The organism is Pseudomonas sp. FP2335, from assembly GCF_030687535.1.
In the GTDB taxonomy this organism is placed as follows: Bacteria; Pseudomonadota; Gammaproteobacteria; order Pseudomonadales; family Pseudomonadaceae; genus Aquipseudomonas.
Map to the genome: position 1 here is coordinate 5,874,502 of NZ_CP117437.1, position 17,126 is coordinate 5,891,627.

Sequence of the window (17,126 nt, forward strand, 5' to 3'; positions counted from 1 at the left end):
TGTATCATACACGCACGCGATTTTTGGGGCCATTTATGCGGATCATCAGTGTGAACGTTAATGGTATTCAGGCTGCAGTCGAGCGTGGTTTGCTCAGTTGGCTGCAAGCCCAGAATGCCGACGTCATCTGCCTGCAGGACACCCGCGCCTCCGCCTTTGAACTGGACGACCCAGCCTTCCAACTGGATGGCTACTTCCTTTATGCCTGCGATGCCGAAGTGCCCACCCAAGGTGGCGTGGCTTTGTACTCGCGGTTGCAACCCAAGGCGGTCATCAGCGGCCTCGGCTTCGAGACAGCCGACCGCTACGGGCGCTACCTGCAAGCCGATTTCGACAAGGTCAGCATCGCGACCTTGCTGCTTCCTTCGGGGCAGAACGGCGATGAAGACTTGAACCAGAAGTTCAAGCTAATGGACGATTTCGCCCGTTACCTTGATAAACAGCGACGCAAGCGTCGCGAGTACATTTATTGTGGCTCGCTGTACGTGGCGCAACAGAAGCTGGATATCAAGAACTGGCGTGACAGCCAGCAATCCCCGGGCTTCCTGGCGCCGGAACGGGCCTGGATGGACGAGATTGTCGGCAACATGGGTTATGTCGATGCCCTGCGCGAAGTCAGCCGCGAAGGCGACCAGTACAGCTGGTGGCCAGACAACGAACAGGCCGAGATGCTCAACCTGGGCTGGCGTTTCGACTACCAGTTGCTGACCCCTGGCCTGCGCCGGTTTGTTCGCAGCGCACGCTTGCCGCGCCAGCCGCGCTTCTCGCAGCACGCGCCGCTGATCGTGGACTACGACTGGACACTGACCATCTAAGGTCTTTTTCCAGGCACAAAAAAACCGACATCGCTGTCGGTTTTTTTGTGAGCGTTCATTATTTGATCAGGCGCCAGGTCAAGGGATAGCGGTAGGCGATGCCCTTGTTGGCCTTGATCGCGCCGATGATCGTCAGCGCCACACCGGCGATGGCCAGCGCCGTCATCAGGAAAAACCCGATGACCGCAAAAGCCAACACGATGCAAACAATCCAGGCGATGGCCACGGTGATCTGGAAATTCAGCGCCTCCTTGCCCTGATCATCAATGAACGGGTCCAATTCCTTCTTCATCTGCCACAGGATCAGCGGCCCCACGACGCTGCCGAAGGGGAATATAAACCCCAGAAACGCCGCGAGATGGCACAACATCGCGCCCTGGCGCACTTCGTAGGAAGGCGTAGGTACCGGCACTTGGTTGTCATTCATGGCGCTTCTCCTTGAGACGGGTTCAGTCAGCCAGTGCGGCGTTCTGCAGTTCGAAGATCTCGGTCATGCCCTTCTGGGCCAGGGCGAGCATGGCGTTCAGCTCGGCCGGCTGGAATGGCGCGCCTTCGGCGGTGCCCTGCACTTCGATGAAACCACCGGTGCTGGTCATCACCACGTTCAGGTCGGTCTCGGCAGCCGAGTCTTCCAGGTAGTCCAGGTCCAGTACAGGCTCGCCCTGGTACATGCCCACCGATACGGCGGCGATCATTTGCTTGAGCGGGTCGCCACCTTTCAGGCCGCCACGCTTCTTGATCACTTTGAGTGCATCAACCAGGGCCACCATGGCGCCGGTGATGGATGCCGTGCGGGTGCCGCCGTCAGCCTGGATCACGTCGCAGTCGACGTACAGGGTCACATCGCCCAGCTTGGACATGTCCAGCGCCGCGCGCAGGGAACGGCCGATCAGGCGCTGGATCTCCAGGGTGCGCCCGCCTTGCTTGCCACGACTGGCTTCACGCTGGTTACGCTCGCCGGTGGCGCGCGGCAGCATGCCGTACTCGGCAGTCAACCAACCCTGGCCCTGGCCTTTGAGGAAACGTGGCACGCCGTTTTCGACGCTGACGGTGCAGATCACCTTGGTATCGCCAAACTCGACCAGTACAGAACCCTCGGCGTGTTTGGTGTAGTTGCGGGTGATGCGGATCGAGCGGAGCTGATCGGCAACGCGACCACTTGGACGTTTCATAGGGGATACCTGTACAGAGGACGAAAAACTGCCGGACATTATAGAGCCGCGAACCGATTCGGGGCACGCCTAAAAAATTCGCTTACGAATGCTCGGGCCGTCGCCCATTGTTTGGGCGCGCTCGCCCCACTGCGCTACAATCCTGCGCCTTCTTAACCATCAGCCCGTGTACACGGGCTGCAACGCGAGGTACCTCCATGGTGCACAGCATGACCGCCTTCGCCCGCGTCGAAAAAGCCGGCGTCCAAGGCACCCTGAGCTGGGAACTGCGCTCGGTCAACAGCCGCTACCTGGAGCCGCACCTGCGCCTGCCGGAATCGTTCCGCGACCTCGAAGGCGCCGTCCGTGAAGCACTGCGTCAGGGCATCTCCCGCGGCAAGCTGGAGTGCACCCTGCGTTTTACCGAGGAAACCACCGGCAAGCCGCTGCAGGTAGACCGCGACCGCGCCGCGCAACTGGTCGCCGCCGCCGAGACCATCGCCGGCCTGATCAAGCAACCCGCCGCGCTGAACCCCCTGGAAGTCCTGGCCTGGCCCGGCGTGCTGGTGGCCGACGCCAGCGACCCGCAAGCCCTCAACGCCGAAGCCCTCGCCCTGTTCAACCAGGGCTTGAAGGAACTGAAAGCCGGCCGCGAGCGTGAAGGCGCCGAACTGGCCCGTTTGATCAACGAACGCCTGACGTCGATCGAAGAAGACGTGGTCACCCTGCGCGAGCTGGTACCGCAGATGCTGGCGACCCAACGCCAGAAGGTCCTCGATCGCTTCACCGACATGAAAGCCGACCTCGACCCGACGCGCCTGGAGCAGGAAATGGTGCTGTTGGCGCAAAAGAGCGACGTCGCCGAAGAGCTCGACCGCCTGAGCACCCACATCCTTGAAGTGCGCCGCGTGCTCAAGTCCGCCGGCGCCGCCGGTCGGCGCCTGGACTTCCTGATGCAGGAACTCAACCGGGAAGCCAATACACTGGGTTCCAAGGCGTTCGATCCGCGCAGCACACAAGCGGCGGTCAACCTTAAAGTGTTGATCGAGCAGATGCGCGAACAAGTACAGAATATTGAGTAAGGCAACTTCCATGACCCACAGCACCGGCACCCTTTACATCATTTCCGCTCCTTCGGGCGCGGGCAAGAGCAGCCTGGTCAAGGCCTTGACCGACGCTGACGCGCAGATCCGCATCTCGGTCTCCCACACCACCCGCGCCATGCGCCCGGGCGAGGTGAACGGCGTGCACTATCACTTCGTCGAGCGCACCGAATTCGTCAAGATGATCGAACACGGCGACTTCCTCGAACGCGCCGAAGTCTTCGGCAACCTCTACGGCACCTCGCAAAGCCACCTGCAGCAGACCCTGGACGAAGGCCACGACCTGATCCTGGAAATCGACTGGCAGGGCGCCGAGCAAGTACGCAAGCTGATGCCCCAGGCGCGCTCGATCTTCATCCTGCCGCCATCCCTCGACGCCTTGCACCAGCGCCTGACCAACCGCGGCCAGGACAGCGACGAGATCATCGAAGGCCGCATGCGTGAAGCCGTCAGCGAAATGAGCCACTACGTCGACTACGACTACCTGATCATCAACGACGACTTTTCCCACGCGCTGGATGATTTGAAGGCGATTTTCCGCACCAATCAGCTCCAGCAAAAGCGTCAACAGCAGCGTTTCGGCAAATTATTGGCTGAACTGCTCGGCTGATTGGCTCTTCCCAAAACCGCTGCAAGGGCTTTACATTGGCACTTGCGGCGGTTTACGAAGGCTCGCGAAAAATCAGCGCTTCCCTAAACGCTGGTGATTTTTTAAACTGCTCAGTCCGCTCGCCCAACCGGGCAGCGCGCATCTTGCATTCGCTCCGAGGAATACCATGGCCCGCGTAACCGTTGAAGACTGCCTAGAACACGTGGATAACCGCTTTGAGCTGGTCATGCTCTCTACCAAGCGTGCCCGTCAACTGGCCACTGGCGGCAAAGAGCCACTGGTCCAGTGGGAAAACGACAAGCCTACCGTTGTAGCCCTGCGTGAAATCGCTGAAGGCCTGATGAGCTACGAGTTCATCGCCAACGCTGAAATCGTTGAAGACGAACCGCTGTTTGCAGCGTTCGAGGACGAGTCCAACGAGGCCGTCTAAGCCTATGCCTGGTCGACGTAGCACGGCGCGGGGTCACAGCCATCGGCAGGAGTTAACACTTTGCCGAGCATAGACGCCCTCGCCGATCGCTTATCGGCCTACCTCGGCCCAGACCAGGTCAACCTGGTCCGCCGAGCGTATTTCTACGCCGAACAAGCCCATGACGGCCAACGCCGCCGCAGTGGCGAGGCGTATGTCACCCATCCTCTTGCGGTGGCAAACATTCTTGCCGACATGCACATGGACCATCAGAGCCTGATGGCCGCGATGCTGCATGACGTGATCGAAGACACCGGCATCGCCAAGGAAGCGCTCAGCGCACAATTTGGCGAAACCGTGGCCGAACTGGTCGACGGGGTCAGCAAACTGACCCAGATGAACTTCGAGACCAAGGCCGAAGCCCAGGCGGAAAACTTCCAGAAGATGGCCATGGCCATGGCCCGCGACATCCGGGTGATCCTGGTCAAGCTGGCCGACCGGCTGCACAACATGCGCACGCTGGAAGTGCTGTCCGGCGAAAAACGCCGGCGCATCGCCAAGGAAACCCTGGAAATCTACGCGCCCATCGCCAACCGGCTGGGCATGCACGCCATTCGTATCGAATTCGAAGACCTCGGCTTCAAGGCCATGCACCCGATGCGTTCGGCGCGCATCTACCAGGCGGTCAAGCGCGCCCGGGGCAACCGCAAGGAAATCGTCAACAAGATCGAAGAGTCCCTGAGCCATTGCCTGGCGATCGACGAGATCGAGGGCGAAGTCAGCGGCCGGCAGAAACACATCTACGGCATCTACAAGAAGATGCGCGGCAAGCGCCGGGCCTTCAACGAGATCATGGACGTGTATGCGTTCCGGATCATCGTCGACAAGGTCGACACCTGCTACCGCGTGCTGGGCGCTGTACATAATTTGTACAAGCCCCTGCCGGGCCGCTTCAAGGACTACATCGCGATTCCCAAGGCCAACGGCTATCAGTCGCTGCATACCACGCTGTTCGGTATGCATGGCGTGCCGATCGAGATCCAGATCCGCACCCGCGAAATGGAAGAGATGGCCAACAACGGCATTGCCGCCCACTGGCTGTACAAGTCCAGCGGCGACGAGCAGCCGAAGGGCACCCATGCCCGCGCGCGCCAGTGGGTCAAAGGCGTGCTGGAAATGCAGCAACGTGCCGGCAACTCCCTCGAGTTCATCGAAAGCGTGAAGATCGACCTGTTCCCGGACGAGGTCTACGTGTTCACGCCCAAAGGCCGGATCATGGAGCTGCCCAAGGGCTCCACGGCGGTCGACTTTGCCTACGCCGTGCACACCGACGTGGGCAACAGCTGCATTGCCTGTCGGATCAATCGTCGTCTCGCACCGCTGTCCGAGCCACTGCAAAGCGGCTCCACGGTCGAGATCGTCAGCGCACCGGGCGCCCGCCCGAACCCGGCCTGGCTCAACTTCGTGGTCACCGGCAAGGCGCGCACCCACATCCGACACGCCCTCAAGCTGCAACGTCGCTCCGAGTCCATCAGCCTCGGCGAGCGCCTGCTGAACAAGGTGCTCAACGGTTTCGACAGCGCCCTCGACAAGATCCCGGCCGAACGCGTGCAGGCGATGCTCCACGAGTACCGCCAGGAAACCATCGAAGACTTGCTGGAAGACATCGGCCTGGGCAACCGCATGGCCTACGTGGTCGCCCGTCGCCTGCTTGGCGAAGGCGAACAACTGCCAAGCCCCGAAGGCCCGCTGGCGATTCGCGGCACCGAAGGCCTGGTGCTCAGCTACGCCAAGTGCTGCACGCCGATCCCGGGCGACCCGATTGTCGGGCACCTGTCGGCAGGCAAAGGCATGGTGGTGCACCTGGACAACTGCCGCAACATCACCGAGATCCGCCACAACCCGGAAAAATGCATCCAGCTGTCGTGGGCCAAGGATGTTACCGGCGAATTCAACGTCGAGCTGCGCGTCGAACTGGAACACCAGCGCGGCCTGATCGCCTTGCTGGCCAGCAGCGTCAATGCGGCCGATGGCAATATCGAGAAAATCAGCATGGACGAACGCGATGGTCGCATCAGCGTGGTCCAGCTGGTAGTCAGCGTGCACGACCGTGTGCACCTGGCCCGCGTGATCAAGAAACTGCGCGCCCTGACCGGAGTGATCCGCATCACCCGCATGCGTGCATAACCTGTCTCTTACAAGGAGTCACTCATGACCAAGACTGTTATCACCAGCGACAAGGCCCCAGCCGCCATCGGCACTTACTCCCAGGCCATCAAGGCGGGCAACACCGTCTACATGTCCGGCCAGATCCCGCTGGACCCAAAGACCATGGAACTGGTGGAAGGCTTCGAAGCACAGACCGTGCAGGTCTTCGAAAACCTCAAGTCCGTGGCTGAAGCGGCCGGCGGTTCGTTCAAGGACATCGTCAAGCTGAACATCTTCCTCACCGACCTGAGCCACTTCGCCAAGGTCAACGAGATCATGGGCAAATACTTCGAACAACCCTACCCAGCCCGCGCCGCCATCGGCGTAGCCGCCCTGCCAAAGGGTGCGCAGGTTGAGATGGACGCGATTCTGGTCATCGAGTAAAACACCCGGCGCAGCCTCACGGGCTGCGCCGACTTTGTTTCAGAAGGATTTCGTAATGCGCAAAGCGCTTGTAGCCTCTTCATTGCTCACCCTGCTGCTCGGCGGCTGCGCCAGCAACCCCGCCGACCTCGATGTGAGCGGCACCTGGATCAACCAGGTCGCCATCGATGCAGCGGCCAAGGGCGGCCCTTTGCGTGAAGCCCTGCAAAGCTTTGGCCCGAACCTCGAATGGGAGGTCAACACCAAGGCTGGCCAGGCACGCTACTACAACGGTTTTGAAGTAGCCGAAGGCAAGTTGCTGGGTGAACAATCCGGCATATGGCGCGTGGATTTCTACGGCAGCTCCGCCACCGAACTCAAGCGCAAAGGCAAGCAACTGCTGCAAGCGGCCAACGACAATGAGCCCGAGCAACTGTTCGCCCGCGCCAAAGACCCCGCCCCGGACGGTGCCCCACTGGGCGCCAACTTCGAACGGGCGCTATATGCCGCTTACCTGGGCGGCGACTGGAAGATTACCGACGGCTTCGGCAATGGCGCCATCGTGCAGTTCCAGGCCAACGGCAAGGTGGTCGGCCTGCCGAATGCGGACCAGTACTCGCTGTGCCTGGCGGGTGATTGTGCGTCGATGAGCGGCGGTTACGACAGCATTTGGCTGCAATTGAATGGCCAGGGCAATCCCTGGATCTTTGTGCGCAAAGGCGGGCAGCTGGAAATTTTCCAGGCCGTCAACACTGCACAGGCGGATGAAGTGCCTCAGTTCACCCCAGGCCCGCGCCAATGGTTGCTTGAAAAACAATAGCCAGCCTCACGCTGATATAAATGTGGGAGCGGGCTTGCTCGCGAATGCGGAGTGTCAGTCACTGAATGTGCTTCTGAAACACCGCATTCGCGAGCAAGCCCGCTCCCACATTTTTGACCGCATTTCAGCCCTTGAGGATGGCCGCATAACCTTCGCGATAGCTCGGATAAGTTGGCTTCCAACCCAGAGCCCTCACCCGCGCATTGCTGCACTGCTTGCTCCCGGCACGGCGCACACTCGCATCATCCGCCCATTCCGTCACGCCCAGATACCCGCGCAACCAATCCACCACCTCGGCCAACGGCGCCGGCGCGTCATCGACGCCGATGTACACCTTGTCCAACTGCCCGCCCTGTTCCACATGCCGCAGCAAAAACGCTAGCAAGCCTGCGGCGTCGTCCGCATGAATACGGTTGCCATATAAAGGCGGGTCGATTGCCACGCGATAGCCTTGGCGCACCTGGGTCAGCAACCATTCACGCCCAGGACCATAGATACCGGTCAGCCGCACGACGCTCGCCGGGATGCCGCTATTGAGCGCGACTTGCTCGGCTTCCAGCATCACCTGACCGGAATAGCCCTTGGCCTGGGTATCGGATGTTTCGTCGACCCACTCACCGTTCTGCTGCCCATACACACTGCTGCTGGATACAAACAGCAGGTGCTTCGGCGCCTGGCCGTAGTCGTCCAGCCACTCCAGCACATGCTTCAAGCCCTGCACGTAAGCCGCGCGATACCCGGCCTCGTCGTGGTCGGTCGCGGCTGCGCAATACACCAGGTAATCCACCCCGCCAATCGGCCAGGTGTCCGGACAGTCCTTGCTGAACAGGTCGCCGGCGATGCCAATGACGCCCTCGGGCAGGCGCGAAATATCGCGACGCAGGCCATGAACCTCCCATCCCGAGGCCAGCAATTGGCTAGCCAGCCGACTACCCACATCGCCGCAACCGGCAATCACAACAGAAGGCGCAGACATCACAAAACTCCGTACTGAAAGGTCTAGATTAGCCCTCGCAGCAGACCGGCGGCCAGAAAAAGCACAAATAAAGTTACTGTATTACTTCTGTTAACAAGAATTACTTGCAATAATAACCGCCCATTTGTCCTCGGCCCCCCCGGGTCTGGAAGGACGATCACCCACTTTTTCTTCTCAGGTCCGGCCAGCATGACACGTAATACAAACCCCGCTTCGCCAACCACGTCCCGCGCCTGGCGCGCGATTGCCGCGCTGATGCTCAGCGTCCTGCTGGCACCGACCGTAGCATTCGCCGATGCCACCGCGCCGGCCGCTCCAGCTGCTGCCGAGCACAGCACTGCGACGCCTGCCGCCGCGCCGGCCGCCACCGATCCAGCCCTGGCTGCAGCACCTGCACCTGCACCCGCCGACGAAACCGGCGTGGTCCTGGAAGAAGACAACACCCTGGGCATGGCCCACGACCTGTCCCCATGGGGCATGTACCAGAACGCTGACGTAGTGGTGAAAGCCGTGATGATCGGCCTGGCCATCGCCTCGATCATCACCTGGACCATCTGGATCGCCAAAGGCTTCGAGCTGCTGGGCGCCAAGCGTCGTCTGCGCGCTGAAATCGTCCACCTGAAAAAAGCCACCACCCTCAAGGAAGCCAGCGAAAGCGCGACCAAGAAGGGCACCCTGGCCAACACTCTGGTGCACGACGCGCTGGAAGAAATGCGCCTGTCGGCCAACACCCGCGAAAAAGAAGGCATCAAGGAACGTGTGGCTTTCCGCCTCGAGCGCCTGGTTGCGGCCTGCGGCCGTAACATGAGCAGCGGCACCGGCGTGCTGGCAACCATCGGTTCCACCGCACCGTTCGTCGGCCTGTTCGGCACCGTGTGGGGCATCATGAACAGCTTCATCGGCATCGCCAAAACCCAGACCACCAACCTCGCCGTCGTCGCCCCGGGCATCGCCGAAGCCCTGCTGGCCACCGCCCTGGGCCTGGTTGCAGCGATTCCTGCGGTAGTGATCTACAACGTCTTCGCCCGTTCGATTGCCGGCTACAAGGCCCAGGTATCCGACGCGTCGGCAGAAGTCCTGCTGCTGGTCAGCCGCGACCTCGATCACCTGCCTACCGAGCGCAGCTCGCAACCGCACATGGTGAAAGTGGGGTAATCGGCCATGGGCCTGCATTTGAATCAAGGCGACGACGAACTCGTCGAGAACCACGAAATCAACGTCACGCCGTTTATCGACGTGATGCTGGTGCTGCTGATCATCTTCATGGTGGCGGCACCGTTGGCAACTGTGGACATCAAGGTCGACCTGCCCGCCTCCAGCGCCAAACCGGCGCCACGGCCAGAGAAACCGGTGTTCCTCAGCGTCAAGGCGGACCAGCGTCTGTTCCTGGGCGAAGAAGAAGTCAAATCCGAAACCCTCGGCCAGGTGCTCGACGCCAAGACCCAGGGCAAGAAAGACACGACGATCTTCTTCCAGGCCGACAAGGGCGTGGACTACGGCGACCTGATGAGCGTGATGGATGCCCTGCGGGCAGCCGGCTACCTCAAGGTAGGCCTGGTCGGACTTGAGACGGCAGCCAAGAAATGATCACGACGCGCCACAAACTGACGCGGTATGGCACAAGCCTCGCTGTCGTGCTGGGCGTGCATGCCGTCGCGATCATCATCGCGCTTCAATGGTCCGCGCCGCATACGGTCCAGTTGCCGCCGGCTGCCATGGTCATCGACCTGGCGCCGATGCCCGCGCCGCCACCGCCGGCTCCGCCGAAGGTGATCACGCCGCCGCAACCACCAGCGCCGGTGGAAGAGCTGCCATTGCCGAAACTGGCCGAGGCACCCAAGCCGACAATCCAGGTGCCCAAGCCGGCCAAGCCCAAACCGAAACCGCAGCCGCCCAAGCCGGTGGAGAAAAAGGTCGAGCCGGTCAAGGAGAAGCCTTCCGAAGAGCCGCCGAGCGACGCTCCACCGACCCAGGCACCGGCTGAAAAATCGGCCCAGCCCGTGCCCGGCCCATCGCCACAACAGATTGCCGCCAAGGCATCCTGGGAAGGCACCCTGCTGGCGCACCTGCAGAAATACAAGAAGTACCCGCCCGGCGCCCAGGCCCGTGGCAAGGAAGGCCTGAACCGCCTGAAGTTCGTGGTGGATGCAGACGGCAACGTGCTGTCCTATGAGTTGGTGGGCCGCTCCGGCAACGCCGACCTGGACCGTGCGACCCTGGACATGATCCGTCGTGCCCAACCGCTGCCCAAGCCGCCAAGCGACATGCTCAAAGGTGGCACCATCGAGATCGTTGCACCGTTCGTGTACAACATCGAGAAGCGCCGCTAAATACCGCGCGCAAGCGCGGCCTATATGTGGGAGCGGGCTTGCTCGCGAAAGCGGAGTGTCAGTTGATACATTCATCACTGACACACCGTTTTCGCGAGCAAGCCCGCTCCCACATTTGATTTCATCGCTGCATAAAGTCTCTTTCCCACAAAATCCCCGGCATTCCCCGCTCAATCCCCAGCAAACTTCTGATAACGTGTGTCTATCGATTGCAGCCGGTATGCTTGGCCCGCAACCTCATGGACGCCCGCTATGACTCTTACAGAATTACGCTACATCGTGACCCTCGCCCAAGAGCAGCACTTTGGCCATGCGGCCGAGCGTTGCCATGTCAGCCAGCCGACGCTGTCGGTGGGCGTGAAAAAGCTTGAAGACGAACTCGGTGTGCTGATTTTCGAGCGCAGCAAAAGCGCCGTGCGCCTCACACCCGTGGGCGAAGGCATCGTGGCCCAGGCGCAAAAAGTCCTGGAGCAGGCGCAAAGCATCCGCGAGCTGGCCCAAGCCGGTAAAAACCAGCTGACCGCCCCGCTCAAAGTCGGCGCCATCTACACCGTCGGCCCGTATCTGTTCCCGCACCTGATCCCGCAACTGCACCGCGTCGCGCCGCAGATGCCGCTGTATATCGAAGAAAATTTCACCCACGTGCTGCGCGACAAACTGCGCAACGGCGAGCTGGACGCGATCATCATCGCCCTGCCATTCAACGAGGCCGACGTGCTGACCCTGCCGCTCTACGACGAGCCATTCCAGGTGTTGATGCCCGCCGACCACCCGTGGACCAAAAAAGACACCATCGACGCCGCCCTGCTCAACGACAAGAGCCTGCTGCTGCTTGGTGAAGGCCACTGTTTCCGCGATCAAGTATTGGAAGCCTGCCCGACCCTGACCAAGGGCAACGACGGCGCCAAACACACCACCGTGGAATCCAGCTCCCTGGAAACCATCCGCCACATGGTCGCCTCCGGCCTGGGCATCTCGATCCTGCCGCTGTCGGCAGTCGACAGCCATCACTATGCCCCCGGCGTGATCGAAGTGCGCCCACTGACACCGCCGGTGCCATTTCGCACCGTAGCGATTGCCTGGCGCGCCAGCTTCCCACGGCCAAAGGCCATTGAGATCCTCGCCGACTCGATCCGCCTGTGTTCGGTGGCCAAGCCGCCTGTTGCGAGCTAAGTAACCGTATGACTGAGCTGTCGCAGGTATCGGTGACGGCACTCAAGGGTGTCGGTGAAGCCATGGCCGAAAAACTGGCCAAGGTCGGCCTGGAGAATCTCCAGGACGTGCTCTTCCACCTGCCCCTGCGCTACCAGGACCGCACCCGCGTGGTGCCCATCGGCCATTTGCGCCCAGGGCAGGACGCGGTGGTCGAAGGCACCGTCAGCGGCGCCGACGTGGTGATGGGCAAGCGACGCAGCCTGGTGGTGCGCTTGCAGGATGGCACCGGCGGCCTGAGCCTGCGCTTCTATCATTTCAGCAATGCGCAGAAGGAAGGTCTCAAGCGCGGCACCCGCGTGCGCTGCTACGGCGAAGCGCGGCCCGGTGCATCCGGCCTGGAGATCTACCACCCGGAGTACCGGGCCATCACCGGCGACGAGCCGCCTCCGGTGGACACCACCCTCACCCCGATCTACCCGCTCACCGAAGGCCTGACCCAACAGCGCCTGCGCCAGTTGTGCACGCAGACCCTGACCCTGCTCGGCCCGAAAAGCCTGCCCGACTGGCTGCCGCTGGAGCTGGCCCGCGACTATCAACTGGCGCCGCTGGACGATGCGATCCGCTATCTGCATCACCCGCCCGCCGACGCCGATGTCGATGAGCTGGCCCTTGGTCACCACTGGGCCCAGCACCGCCTGGCCTTCGAAGAACTGCTGACACACCAGCTGTCCCAGCAACGCCTGCGCGAAAGCATGCGCTCACTGCGCGCACCGGCGATGCCCAAGGCCACCAGGTTGCCTGCACAATACCTGGCCAACCTCGGCTTCACCCCGACCGGGGCCCAGCAGCGCGTCGGCAATGAAATCGCCTACGACCTCAGCCAGCAAGAACCGATGCTGCGCCTGATCCAGGGCGACGTCGGCGCGGGCAAGACCGTGGTCGCCGCCCTCGCGGCCTTGCAGGCGCTGGAAGCCGGCTACCAGGTCGCGTTGATGGCCCCTACCGAGATCCTCGCCGAGCAGCACTTCATCACGTTCAAGCGCTGGCTTGAACCCCTGGGCCTGGAAGTGGCATGGCTGGCCGGCAAGCTCAAGGGCAAGAACCGCGCCGCGGCGCTGGAGCAGATCGCCGGCGGCGCACCGATGGTGGTCGGCACTCACGCGCTGTTCCAGGACGAAGTGCAGTTCAAGAACCTCGCCCTGGTGATCATCGACGAACAGCACCGCTTCGGCGTGCAACAACGCCTGGCCCTGCGCCAGAAAGGCGTGGGCGGGCGCATGAATCCGCACCAGCTGATCATGACCGCCACGCCGATCCCACGCACCCTGGCGATGAGCGCCTACGCCGACCTCGACACCTCGATCCTCGACGAACTGCCCCCCGGCCGTACCCCGGTCAACACCGTGCTGGTCACCGACACCCGCCGCGTCGAAGTGATCGAGCGCGTGCGCGGCGCCTGCGCCGAAGGCCGCCAGGCGTACTGGGTTTGCACACTGATCGAAGAGTCCGAAGAGCTGACCTGCCAGGCCGCCGAAACCACCTATGAAGACCTCACCAGCGCCCTCGGCGAGCTCAAGGTCGGGCTGATCCATGGCCGCATGAAACCTGCGGAAAAAGCCGCGGTGATGGCCGAGTTCAAGGCCGGCAACCTGCAACTGCTGGTCGCCACCACGGTGATCGAAGTCGGGGTGGACGTGCCCAACGCCAGCCTGATGATCATCGAAAACCCCGAGCGCCTGGGCCTGGCCCAACTGCACCAACTGCGCGGCCGCGTCGGCCGGGGCAGCGCCGCCAGCCATTGCGTATTGCTGTACCACCCACCGCTGTCACAGATCGGCCGCCAGCGCCTGGGCATCATGCGCGAGACCAACGACGGTTTTGTCATCGCCGAAAAAGACCTCGAACTGCGTGGCCCCGGGGAAATGCTCGGCACGCGCCAGACCGGCCTGCTGCAATTCAAGGTCGCCGACCTGATGCGCGACGCCGACCTGCTACCCGCCGTGCGTGATGCGGCGCAAGCCTTGCTGGAGCGTTGGCCGGAACATGTCAGTCCGTTGCTGGACCGCTGGCTCCGACATGGGCAGCAATACGGCCAAGTGTGACGCTGCGCGCACTTATACGACCCCCATGTGTATCAAGCTGGTTATACTCCAACGACTGTAAGAAATTGGATCAGGCCATGTCAGAAGTTGCCCACGCCACAGCCCCACTGACCACTCCGCCGGTCATTCAGGCGCTGCTCGCCAAACTCGCCATCCCCTACACGGAAGTCACCGAACACCTTGGCTTGAACCCTGCGCGCAAGGTCCAGGCGGTGTTGTTGGAAGATGCCGTGGGCGCTCTGATGGTGCTGTTCCCGCAGAACCAACTGCTCGACCTCAACCGCCTCGCCGAACTCACCGGCCGCCGCCTCACGGCCGTGGCGCCGGATCGCGTCGCGCGCATGCTCGGCAAGCACGACCTAAGCCTGTTGCCCGGCCTGCCGGCACTGACCAGCTCGCCGTGCCTGTACGAAGGCAGCCTGCTCAACGAGCCGAACCTGCTGGTGCATTCGGGTGAAGCCGGGTTGCTGCTGGAGATCGCCAGCGAACACTTCAAGAGCATGCTCACCAAGGCCAGCGCCGCGCAGTTCGGCGAGCCCCTGAGCAACATCCGGCCGAACCTCGACCGCCCCAATGATGACCGTGAGGAAATCACCCAGGCGATGCAGGCGTTCACCGCCCGCCGTATCCAGCAGCGCCTGGAAGCGACCCTTGAGATCCCGCCGCTGGCCGACACCGCGCAAAAGATCATCAAGCTGCGCGTCGACCCCAACGCCACCATCGATGACATCACGGGCGTAGTGGAAACCGACCCGGCCCTGGCCGCCCAGGTGGTGAGCTGGGCCGCGTCGCCGTACTACGCTTCGCCGGGCAAGATCCGCTCGGTGGAAGACGCCATCGTGCGCGTGCTGGGCTTCGACCTGGTGATCAATCTGGCACTGGGCCTGGCCCTGGGCAAGACCCTGAGCCTGCCCAAGGACCACCCGCACCAGGCCACGCCGTACTGGCACCAGTCGATCTACACCGCCGCCGTGATCGAAGGACTGACCCGCGCCATGCCACGCGCCCAGCGCCCGGAAGCCGGCCTGACCTACCTGGCCGGCTTGCTGCACAACTTCGGTTACCTGCTGCTGGCCCACGTGTTCCCGCCGCACTTCTCGTTGATCTGCCGGCACCTGGAGGTCAACCCGCACCTATGCCACAGCTACGTGGAACAGCACCTGCTGGGTATCAGCCGCGAGCAGATCGGCGCCTGGCTGATGCGCTACTGGGACATGCCGGACGAACTGTCCACCGCCCTGCGCTTCCAGCACGACCCGACCTATGACGGTCAGTACGCCGAGTATCCGAACCTGGTGTGCCTGGCCGTGCGCTTGCTGCGCAGCCGAGGCATCGGTTCCGGGCCGGACGAGGCCATTCCCGACGAACTGCTTGAGCGCCTGGGACTGACCCGGGACAAGGCGGAGGAAGTGGTGGGCAAGGTGTTGGATGCCGAGGTGCTGTTGCGCGAACTGGCCTCACAGTTCAGCCAGCCCTGACTCTGTAGCCTGTCAGACCGCTTTCGCGAGCAAGCCCGCTCCCACAGTTGACCGAGTTCCAACATGAGAATGCGGTCGAATGTGGGAGCGGGCTTGCTCGCGAAGAATCCACCTCGGTCTACCTGAAAACCCTACTTCTTTTTCTTCGGCTTCAAATACTTGGTCAACCCCTGGAACCAGATCACCAGCGCCGGGTTGCCCTTGATCTGGATCGACTTGTCCTGAATCCCCGTCATGAACGCCAATTGCTTGTTCTTCGCCTGCATCGTGGCGAAGCCGTAGGCAGCGTCCTTGAACGCGATGGCAAACGCCGGCGTCGGATGGACACCCGAACGGCTGGTGATGCGTTGGTCTTTGACGATGAAGTGACGGGCGACTTTGCCGTCGAGGGTCTGCAACTGGAAGGCCAGGTCTTTATCACCCAGTTGTTGCTGGAAGGCAGGGTTGGTGCGGCTGGCTTTGCCCATCATCAGGCCCAGCACCCACAGGAGAAGACGGAATTTCATGCACACGGCCTCGGGTAATTATTGAGTGGCCGCAGCAGTGTAGCGATTTGCAAAAAGAACGCCACCGATCTGGCGCATTAGCGGAAGATCGGCTGGCGTTTGACGCTTATAGCAGCATGTTACTTAAACGTTTGGGCAAGGAACCGGCGCCCAGTCGGCCAGGTTCGGATCGCGGCAGCTGCCTTCGAGCTGAGCTTTACCGGCGCTGGCGACCCTCTTGCTTTCATCCTGCTTGGTCTGGGCGGTCTGGAAGGTCTTCTCGGTGCTCACCGCTTCTGTTGGTACGGTTGGAAGCGGCGGCTTTTTCGGCGGCTTGGAGCCTGTGCCTTTCTTCTTGCCCGCGGCTACCACAGGTGTCGTTGTATCGGCCTTGGCCACGGTGACCACGTCGGTACGCTGTACGCCAACCTGTTGCAGGTCTTTCTCGTAGGCCTGGGTGTAGTTGTTCAGGTCTTCGGCCGCTTTACCGTTGACCGCAACGATCAGGTCATTGGATTCCTTCAGGCCCGCGACGATTTCCGCCAGGCGCTTGCGGCCTTCGGTGTCGTTGACGGTCTTGGCTTTGCGATCAGCCACCAGCTTGGTGAACGCGCTCTGGTAGCACTGCTGGGACGCCTTGGCGTACGCGGTGCTGCGGTCGATGTCGGAGGCGCTTTTGTTCACATCAGCCGCATACGAGGCAATACGCTGGTTGTCATCGGCGATCTGCTTCTGGCGCTCGGTGTAGTAACCCGCTGCGCCGCCCGCCAGGGCACCGCCCGCAGCACCGATGGCGGCGTTACGGCCACGTTTTTCCTTGTCGCCGGTCAGGACGCCGAGCAGGGCACCGCCGGCAGCACCGATGGCCGCGCCGGTGACAACCGACTTGGTCATGTTCGAGTCGGTGGCGCGCAAGTGCTGCACCGGCTCGTAGCAGTTGGGGTAGTACTCGACCTTGGTGCTCGACGCGACCTTGGAGGCCGGCGACGTGGCGCAACCGGTCAGCACGGTGCTGAAGCCGGCTGCGATCAGCAGCAAGTGACGCTTGGAAACCGCCTTACGGGAAAAAAGCATAGGTGTGTTCTCTTTTAAGTTTGACTTGCCCAGCACGGCCACGGCCG

General features: G+C 62.1%; 18 protein-coding genes. 13 read left to right on the forward strand and 5 right to left on the reverse strand.

All coding sequences use genetic code 11. The features are described from left to right. Positions 1-35 precede the first annotated feature (35 nt). Entirely contained in the window at positions 36-815 is a 780-nt protein-coding gene (locus PSH81_RS26610) for an exodeoxyribonuclease III (protein ID WP_003195493.1), read from the forward strand. Between the two features lie 58 nt (positions 816-873). On the opposite strand, the gene PSH81_RS26615 is transcribed toward PSH81_RS26610, so the two are convergent. Beyond that, positions 874-1,242: a DUF4870 domain-containing protein gene (locus PSH81_RS26615; protein WP_192298011.1), complete on the reverse strand. Its 369-nt coding sequence runs from the start codon at positions 1,240-1,242 to the stop codon at positions 874-876. Between the two features lie 22 nt (positions 1,243-1,264). Continuing rightward, on the reverse strand, positions 1,265-1,987 hold the full coding sequence (gene rph, locus PSH81_RS26620) for a ribonuclease PH (protein ID WP_017735760.1): 723 nt from the start codon (positions 1,985-1,987) through the stop codon (positions 1,265-1,267). A gap of 197 nt (positions 1,988-2,184) precedes the next feature. Between rph and PSH81_RS26625 the strand changes: the two genes are divergently transcribed. The 6 genes from PSH81_RS26625 to PSH81_RS26650 all read left to right on the forward strand — a co-directional run bounded on the left by PSH81_RS26625 (position 2,185) and on the right by PSH81_RS26650 (position 7,479). Further along, on the forward strand, positions 2,185-3,048 hold the full coding sequence (locus tag PSH81_RS26625; protein WP_192298012.1) for a YicC/YloC family endoribonuclease: 864 nt from the start codon (positions 2,185-2,187) through the stop codon (positions 3,046-3,048). A gap of 10 nt (positions 3,049-3,058) precedes the next feature. Further along, on the forward strand, positions 3,059-3,679 hold the full coding sequence (gmk, locus tag PSH81_RS26630) for a guanylate kinase (protein WP_192298013.1): 621 nt from the start codon (positions 3,059-3,061) through the stop codon (positions 3,677-3,679). A 166-nt stretch (positions 3,680-3,845) separates the two neighbouring features. After that, positions 3,846-4,109, forward strand: coding sequence for a DNA-directed RNA polymerase subunit omega (rpoZ, locus tag PSH81_RS26635; protein WP_003176920.1), 264 nt, complete (start codon positions 3,846-3,848; stop codon positions 4,107-4,109). Between the two features lie 60 nt (positions 4,110-4,169). Further along, the gene (spoT, locus tag PSH81_RS26640; RefSeq protein WP_056860838.1) at positions 4,170-6,275 is read left to right on the forward strand and encodes a bifunctional GTP diphosphokinase/guanosine-3',5'-bis pyrophosphate 3'-pyrophosphohydrolase; all 2,106 of its coding nucleotides are present in this window, start codon (positions 4,170-4,172) and stop codon (positions 6,273-6,275) included. 24 nt (positions 6,276-6,299) lie between these two features. Further along, a complete protein-coding gene (locus PSH81_RS26645) occupies positions 6,300-6,680 on the forward strand; it encodes a RidA family protein (RefSeq protein ID WP_003176922.1) in 381 nt (126 codons plus the stop codon). Between the two features lie 55 nt (positions 6,681-6,735). After that, a complete protein-coding gene (locus PSH81_RS26650; protein ID WP_192298014.1) occupies positions 6,736-7,479 on the forward strand; it encodes a hypothetical protein in 744 nt (247 codons plus the stop codon). Positions 7,480-7,603: 124 nt separating this feature from the next. Here the strand turns inward: PSH81_RS26650 and PSH81_RS26655 are convergent, their stop codons facing one another. Then, complete coding sequence (locus PSH81_RS26655) at positions 7,604-8,455, reverse strand: SDR family oxidoreductase (RefSeq protein WP_192298015.1); 852 nt, start codon at positions 8,453-8,455, stop codon at positions 7,604-7,606. 189 nt (positions 8,456-8,644) lie between these two features. Between PSH81_RS26655 and exbB the strand changes: the two genes are divergently transcribed. The 6 genes from exbB (at position 8,645) to PSH81_RS26685 (ending at position 15,520) form a co-directional block, all read left to right on the forward strand. After that, a complete protein-coding gene (gene exbB, locus PSH81_RS26660) occupies positions 8,645-9,610 on the forward strand; it encodes a tonB-system energizer ExbB (protein ID WP_226454683.1) in 966 nt (321 codons plus the stop codon). A 6-nt stretch (positions 9,611-9,616) separates the two neighbouring features. Then, entirely contained in the window at positions 9,617-10,042 is a 426-nt protein-coding gene (gene exbD / locus PSH81_RS26665) for a TonB system transport protein ExbD (protein ID WP_017735752.1), read from the forward strand. Beyond that, on the forward strand, positions 10,039-10,785 hold the full coding sequence (locus PSH81_RS26670; protein ID WP_305391745.1) for an energy transducer TonB: 747 nt from the start codon (positions 10,039-10,041) through the stop codon (positions 10,783-10,785). Before exbD ends, PSH81_RS26670 begins: the two co-directional genes overlap by 4 nt. A gap of 252 nt (positions 10,786-11,037) precedes the next feature. Next, entirely contained in the window at positions 11,038-11,958 is a 921-nt protein-coding gene (locus PSH81_RS26675; protein ID WP_226454684.1) for a hydrogen peroxide-inducible genes activator, read from the forward strand. An 8-nt stretch (positions 11,959-11,966) separates the two neighbouring features. Beyond that, positions 11,967-14,042: an ATP-dependent DNA helicase RecG gene (recG, locus tag PSH81_RS26680; RefSeq protein ID WP_192298019.1), complete on the forward strand. Its 2,076-nt coding sequence runs from the start codon at positions 11,967-11,969 to the stop codon at positions 14,040-14,042. A gap of 77 nt (positions 14,043-14,119) precedes the next feature. Next, entirely contained in the window at positions 14,120-15,520 is a 1,401-nt protein-coding gene (locus PSH81_RS26685) for an aminoacyl-tRNA deacylase and HDOD domain-containing protein (protein ID WP_192298020.1), read from the forward strand. A gap of 131 nt (positions 15,521-15,651) precedes the next feature. Here the strand turns inward: PSH81_RS26685 and PSH81_RS26690 are convergent, their stop codons facing one another. Then, positions 15,652-16,026, reverse strand: a complete 375-nt coding sequence (locus PSH81_RS26690) for a hypothetical protein (RefSeq protein ID WP_058424462.1) — start codon at positions 16,024-16,026, stop codon at positions 15,652-15,654. Between the two features lie 123 nt (positions 16,027-16,149). After that, positions 16,150-17,079 (reverse strand): type VI secretion system-associated lipoprotein TagQ, encoded by a 930-nt coding sequence (tagQ, locus tag PSH81_RS26695; RefSeq protein WP_305391746.1) that lies wholly within the window; start codon positions 17,077-17,079, stop codon positions 16,150-16,152. Between the last annotated feature and the right edge of the window lie 47 nt (positions 17,080-17,126).

Excerpts from the sequence above, each read along its gene's own strand:
- PSH81_RS26610 (WP_003195493.1), top strand. The coding sequence starts at position 36 with ATGCGGATCATCAGTGTGAACGTTAATGGTATTCAGGCTGCAGTCGAG.
- PSH81_RS26615 (WP_192298011.1), bottom strand. The coding sequence starts at position 1,242 with ATGAATGACAACCAAGTGCCGGTACCTACGCCTTCCTACGAAGTGCGC.
- rph (WP_017735760.1), bottom strand. The coding sequence starts at position 1,987 with ATGAAACGTCCAAGTGGTCGCGTTGCCGATCAGCTCCGCTCGATCCGC.
- PSH81_RS26625 (WP_192298012.1), top strand. The coding sequence starts at position 2,185 with ATGGTGCACAGCATGACCGCCTTCGCCCGCGTCGAAAAAGCCGGCGTC.
- gmk (WP_192298013.1), top strand. The coding sequence starts at position 3,059 with ATGACCCACAGCACCGGCACCCTTTACATCATTTCCGCTCCTTCGGGC.
- rpoZ (WP_003176920.1), top strand. The coding sequence starts at position 3,846 with ATGGCCCGCGTAACCGTTGAAGACTGCCTAGAACACGTGGATAACCGC.
- PSH81_RS26645 (WP_003176922.1), top strand. The coding sequence starts at position 6,300 with ATGACCAAGACTGTTATCACCAGCGACAAGGCCCCAGCCGCCATCGGC.
- PSH81_RS26650 (WP_192298014.1), top strand. The coding sequence starts at position 6,736 with ATGCGCAAAGCGCTTGTAGCCTCTTCATTGCTCACCCTGCTGCTCGGC.
- PSH81_RS26655 (WP_192298015.1), bottom strand. The coding sequence starts at position 8,455 with ATGTCTGCGCCTTCTGTTGTGATTGCCGGTTGCGGCGATGTGGGTAGT.
- exbB (WP_226454683.1), top strand. The coding sequence starts at position 8,645 with ATGACACGTAATACAAACCCCGCTTCGCCAACCACGTCCCGCGCCTGG.
- exbD (WP_017735752.1), top strand. The coding sequence starts at position 9,617 with ATGGGCCTGCATTTGAATCAAGGCGACGACGAACTCGTCGAGAACCAC.
- PSH81_RS26670 (WP_305391745.1), top strand. The coding sequence starts at position 10,039 with ATGATCACGACGCGCCACAAACTGACGCGGTATGGCACAAGCCTCGCT.
- PSH81_RS26675 (WP_226454684.1), top strand. The coding sequence starts at position 11,038 with ATGACTCTTACAGAATTACGCTACATCGTGACCCTCGCCCAAGAGCAG.
- recG (WP_192298019.1), top strand. The coding sequence starts at position 11,967 with ATGACTGAGCTGTCGCAGGTATCGGTGACGGCACTCAAGGGTGTCGGT.
- PSH81_RS26685 (WP_192298020.1), top strand. The coding sequence starts at position 14,120 with ATGTCAGAAGTTGCCCACGCCACAGCCCCACTGACCACTCCGCCGGTC.
- PSH81_RS26690 (WP_058424462.1), bottom strand. The coding sequence starts at position 16,026 with ATGAAATTCCGTCTTCTCCTGTGGGTGCTGGGCCTGATGATGGGCAAA.
- tagQ (WP_305391746.1), bottom strand. The coding sequence starts at position 17,079 with ATGCTTTTTTCCCGTAAGGCGGTTTCCAAGCGTCACTTGCTGCTGATC.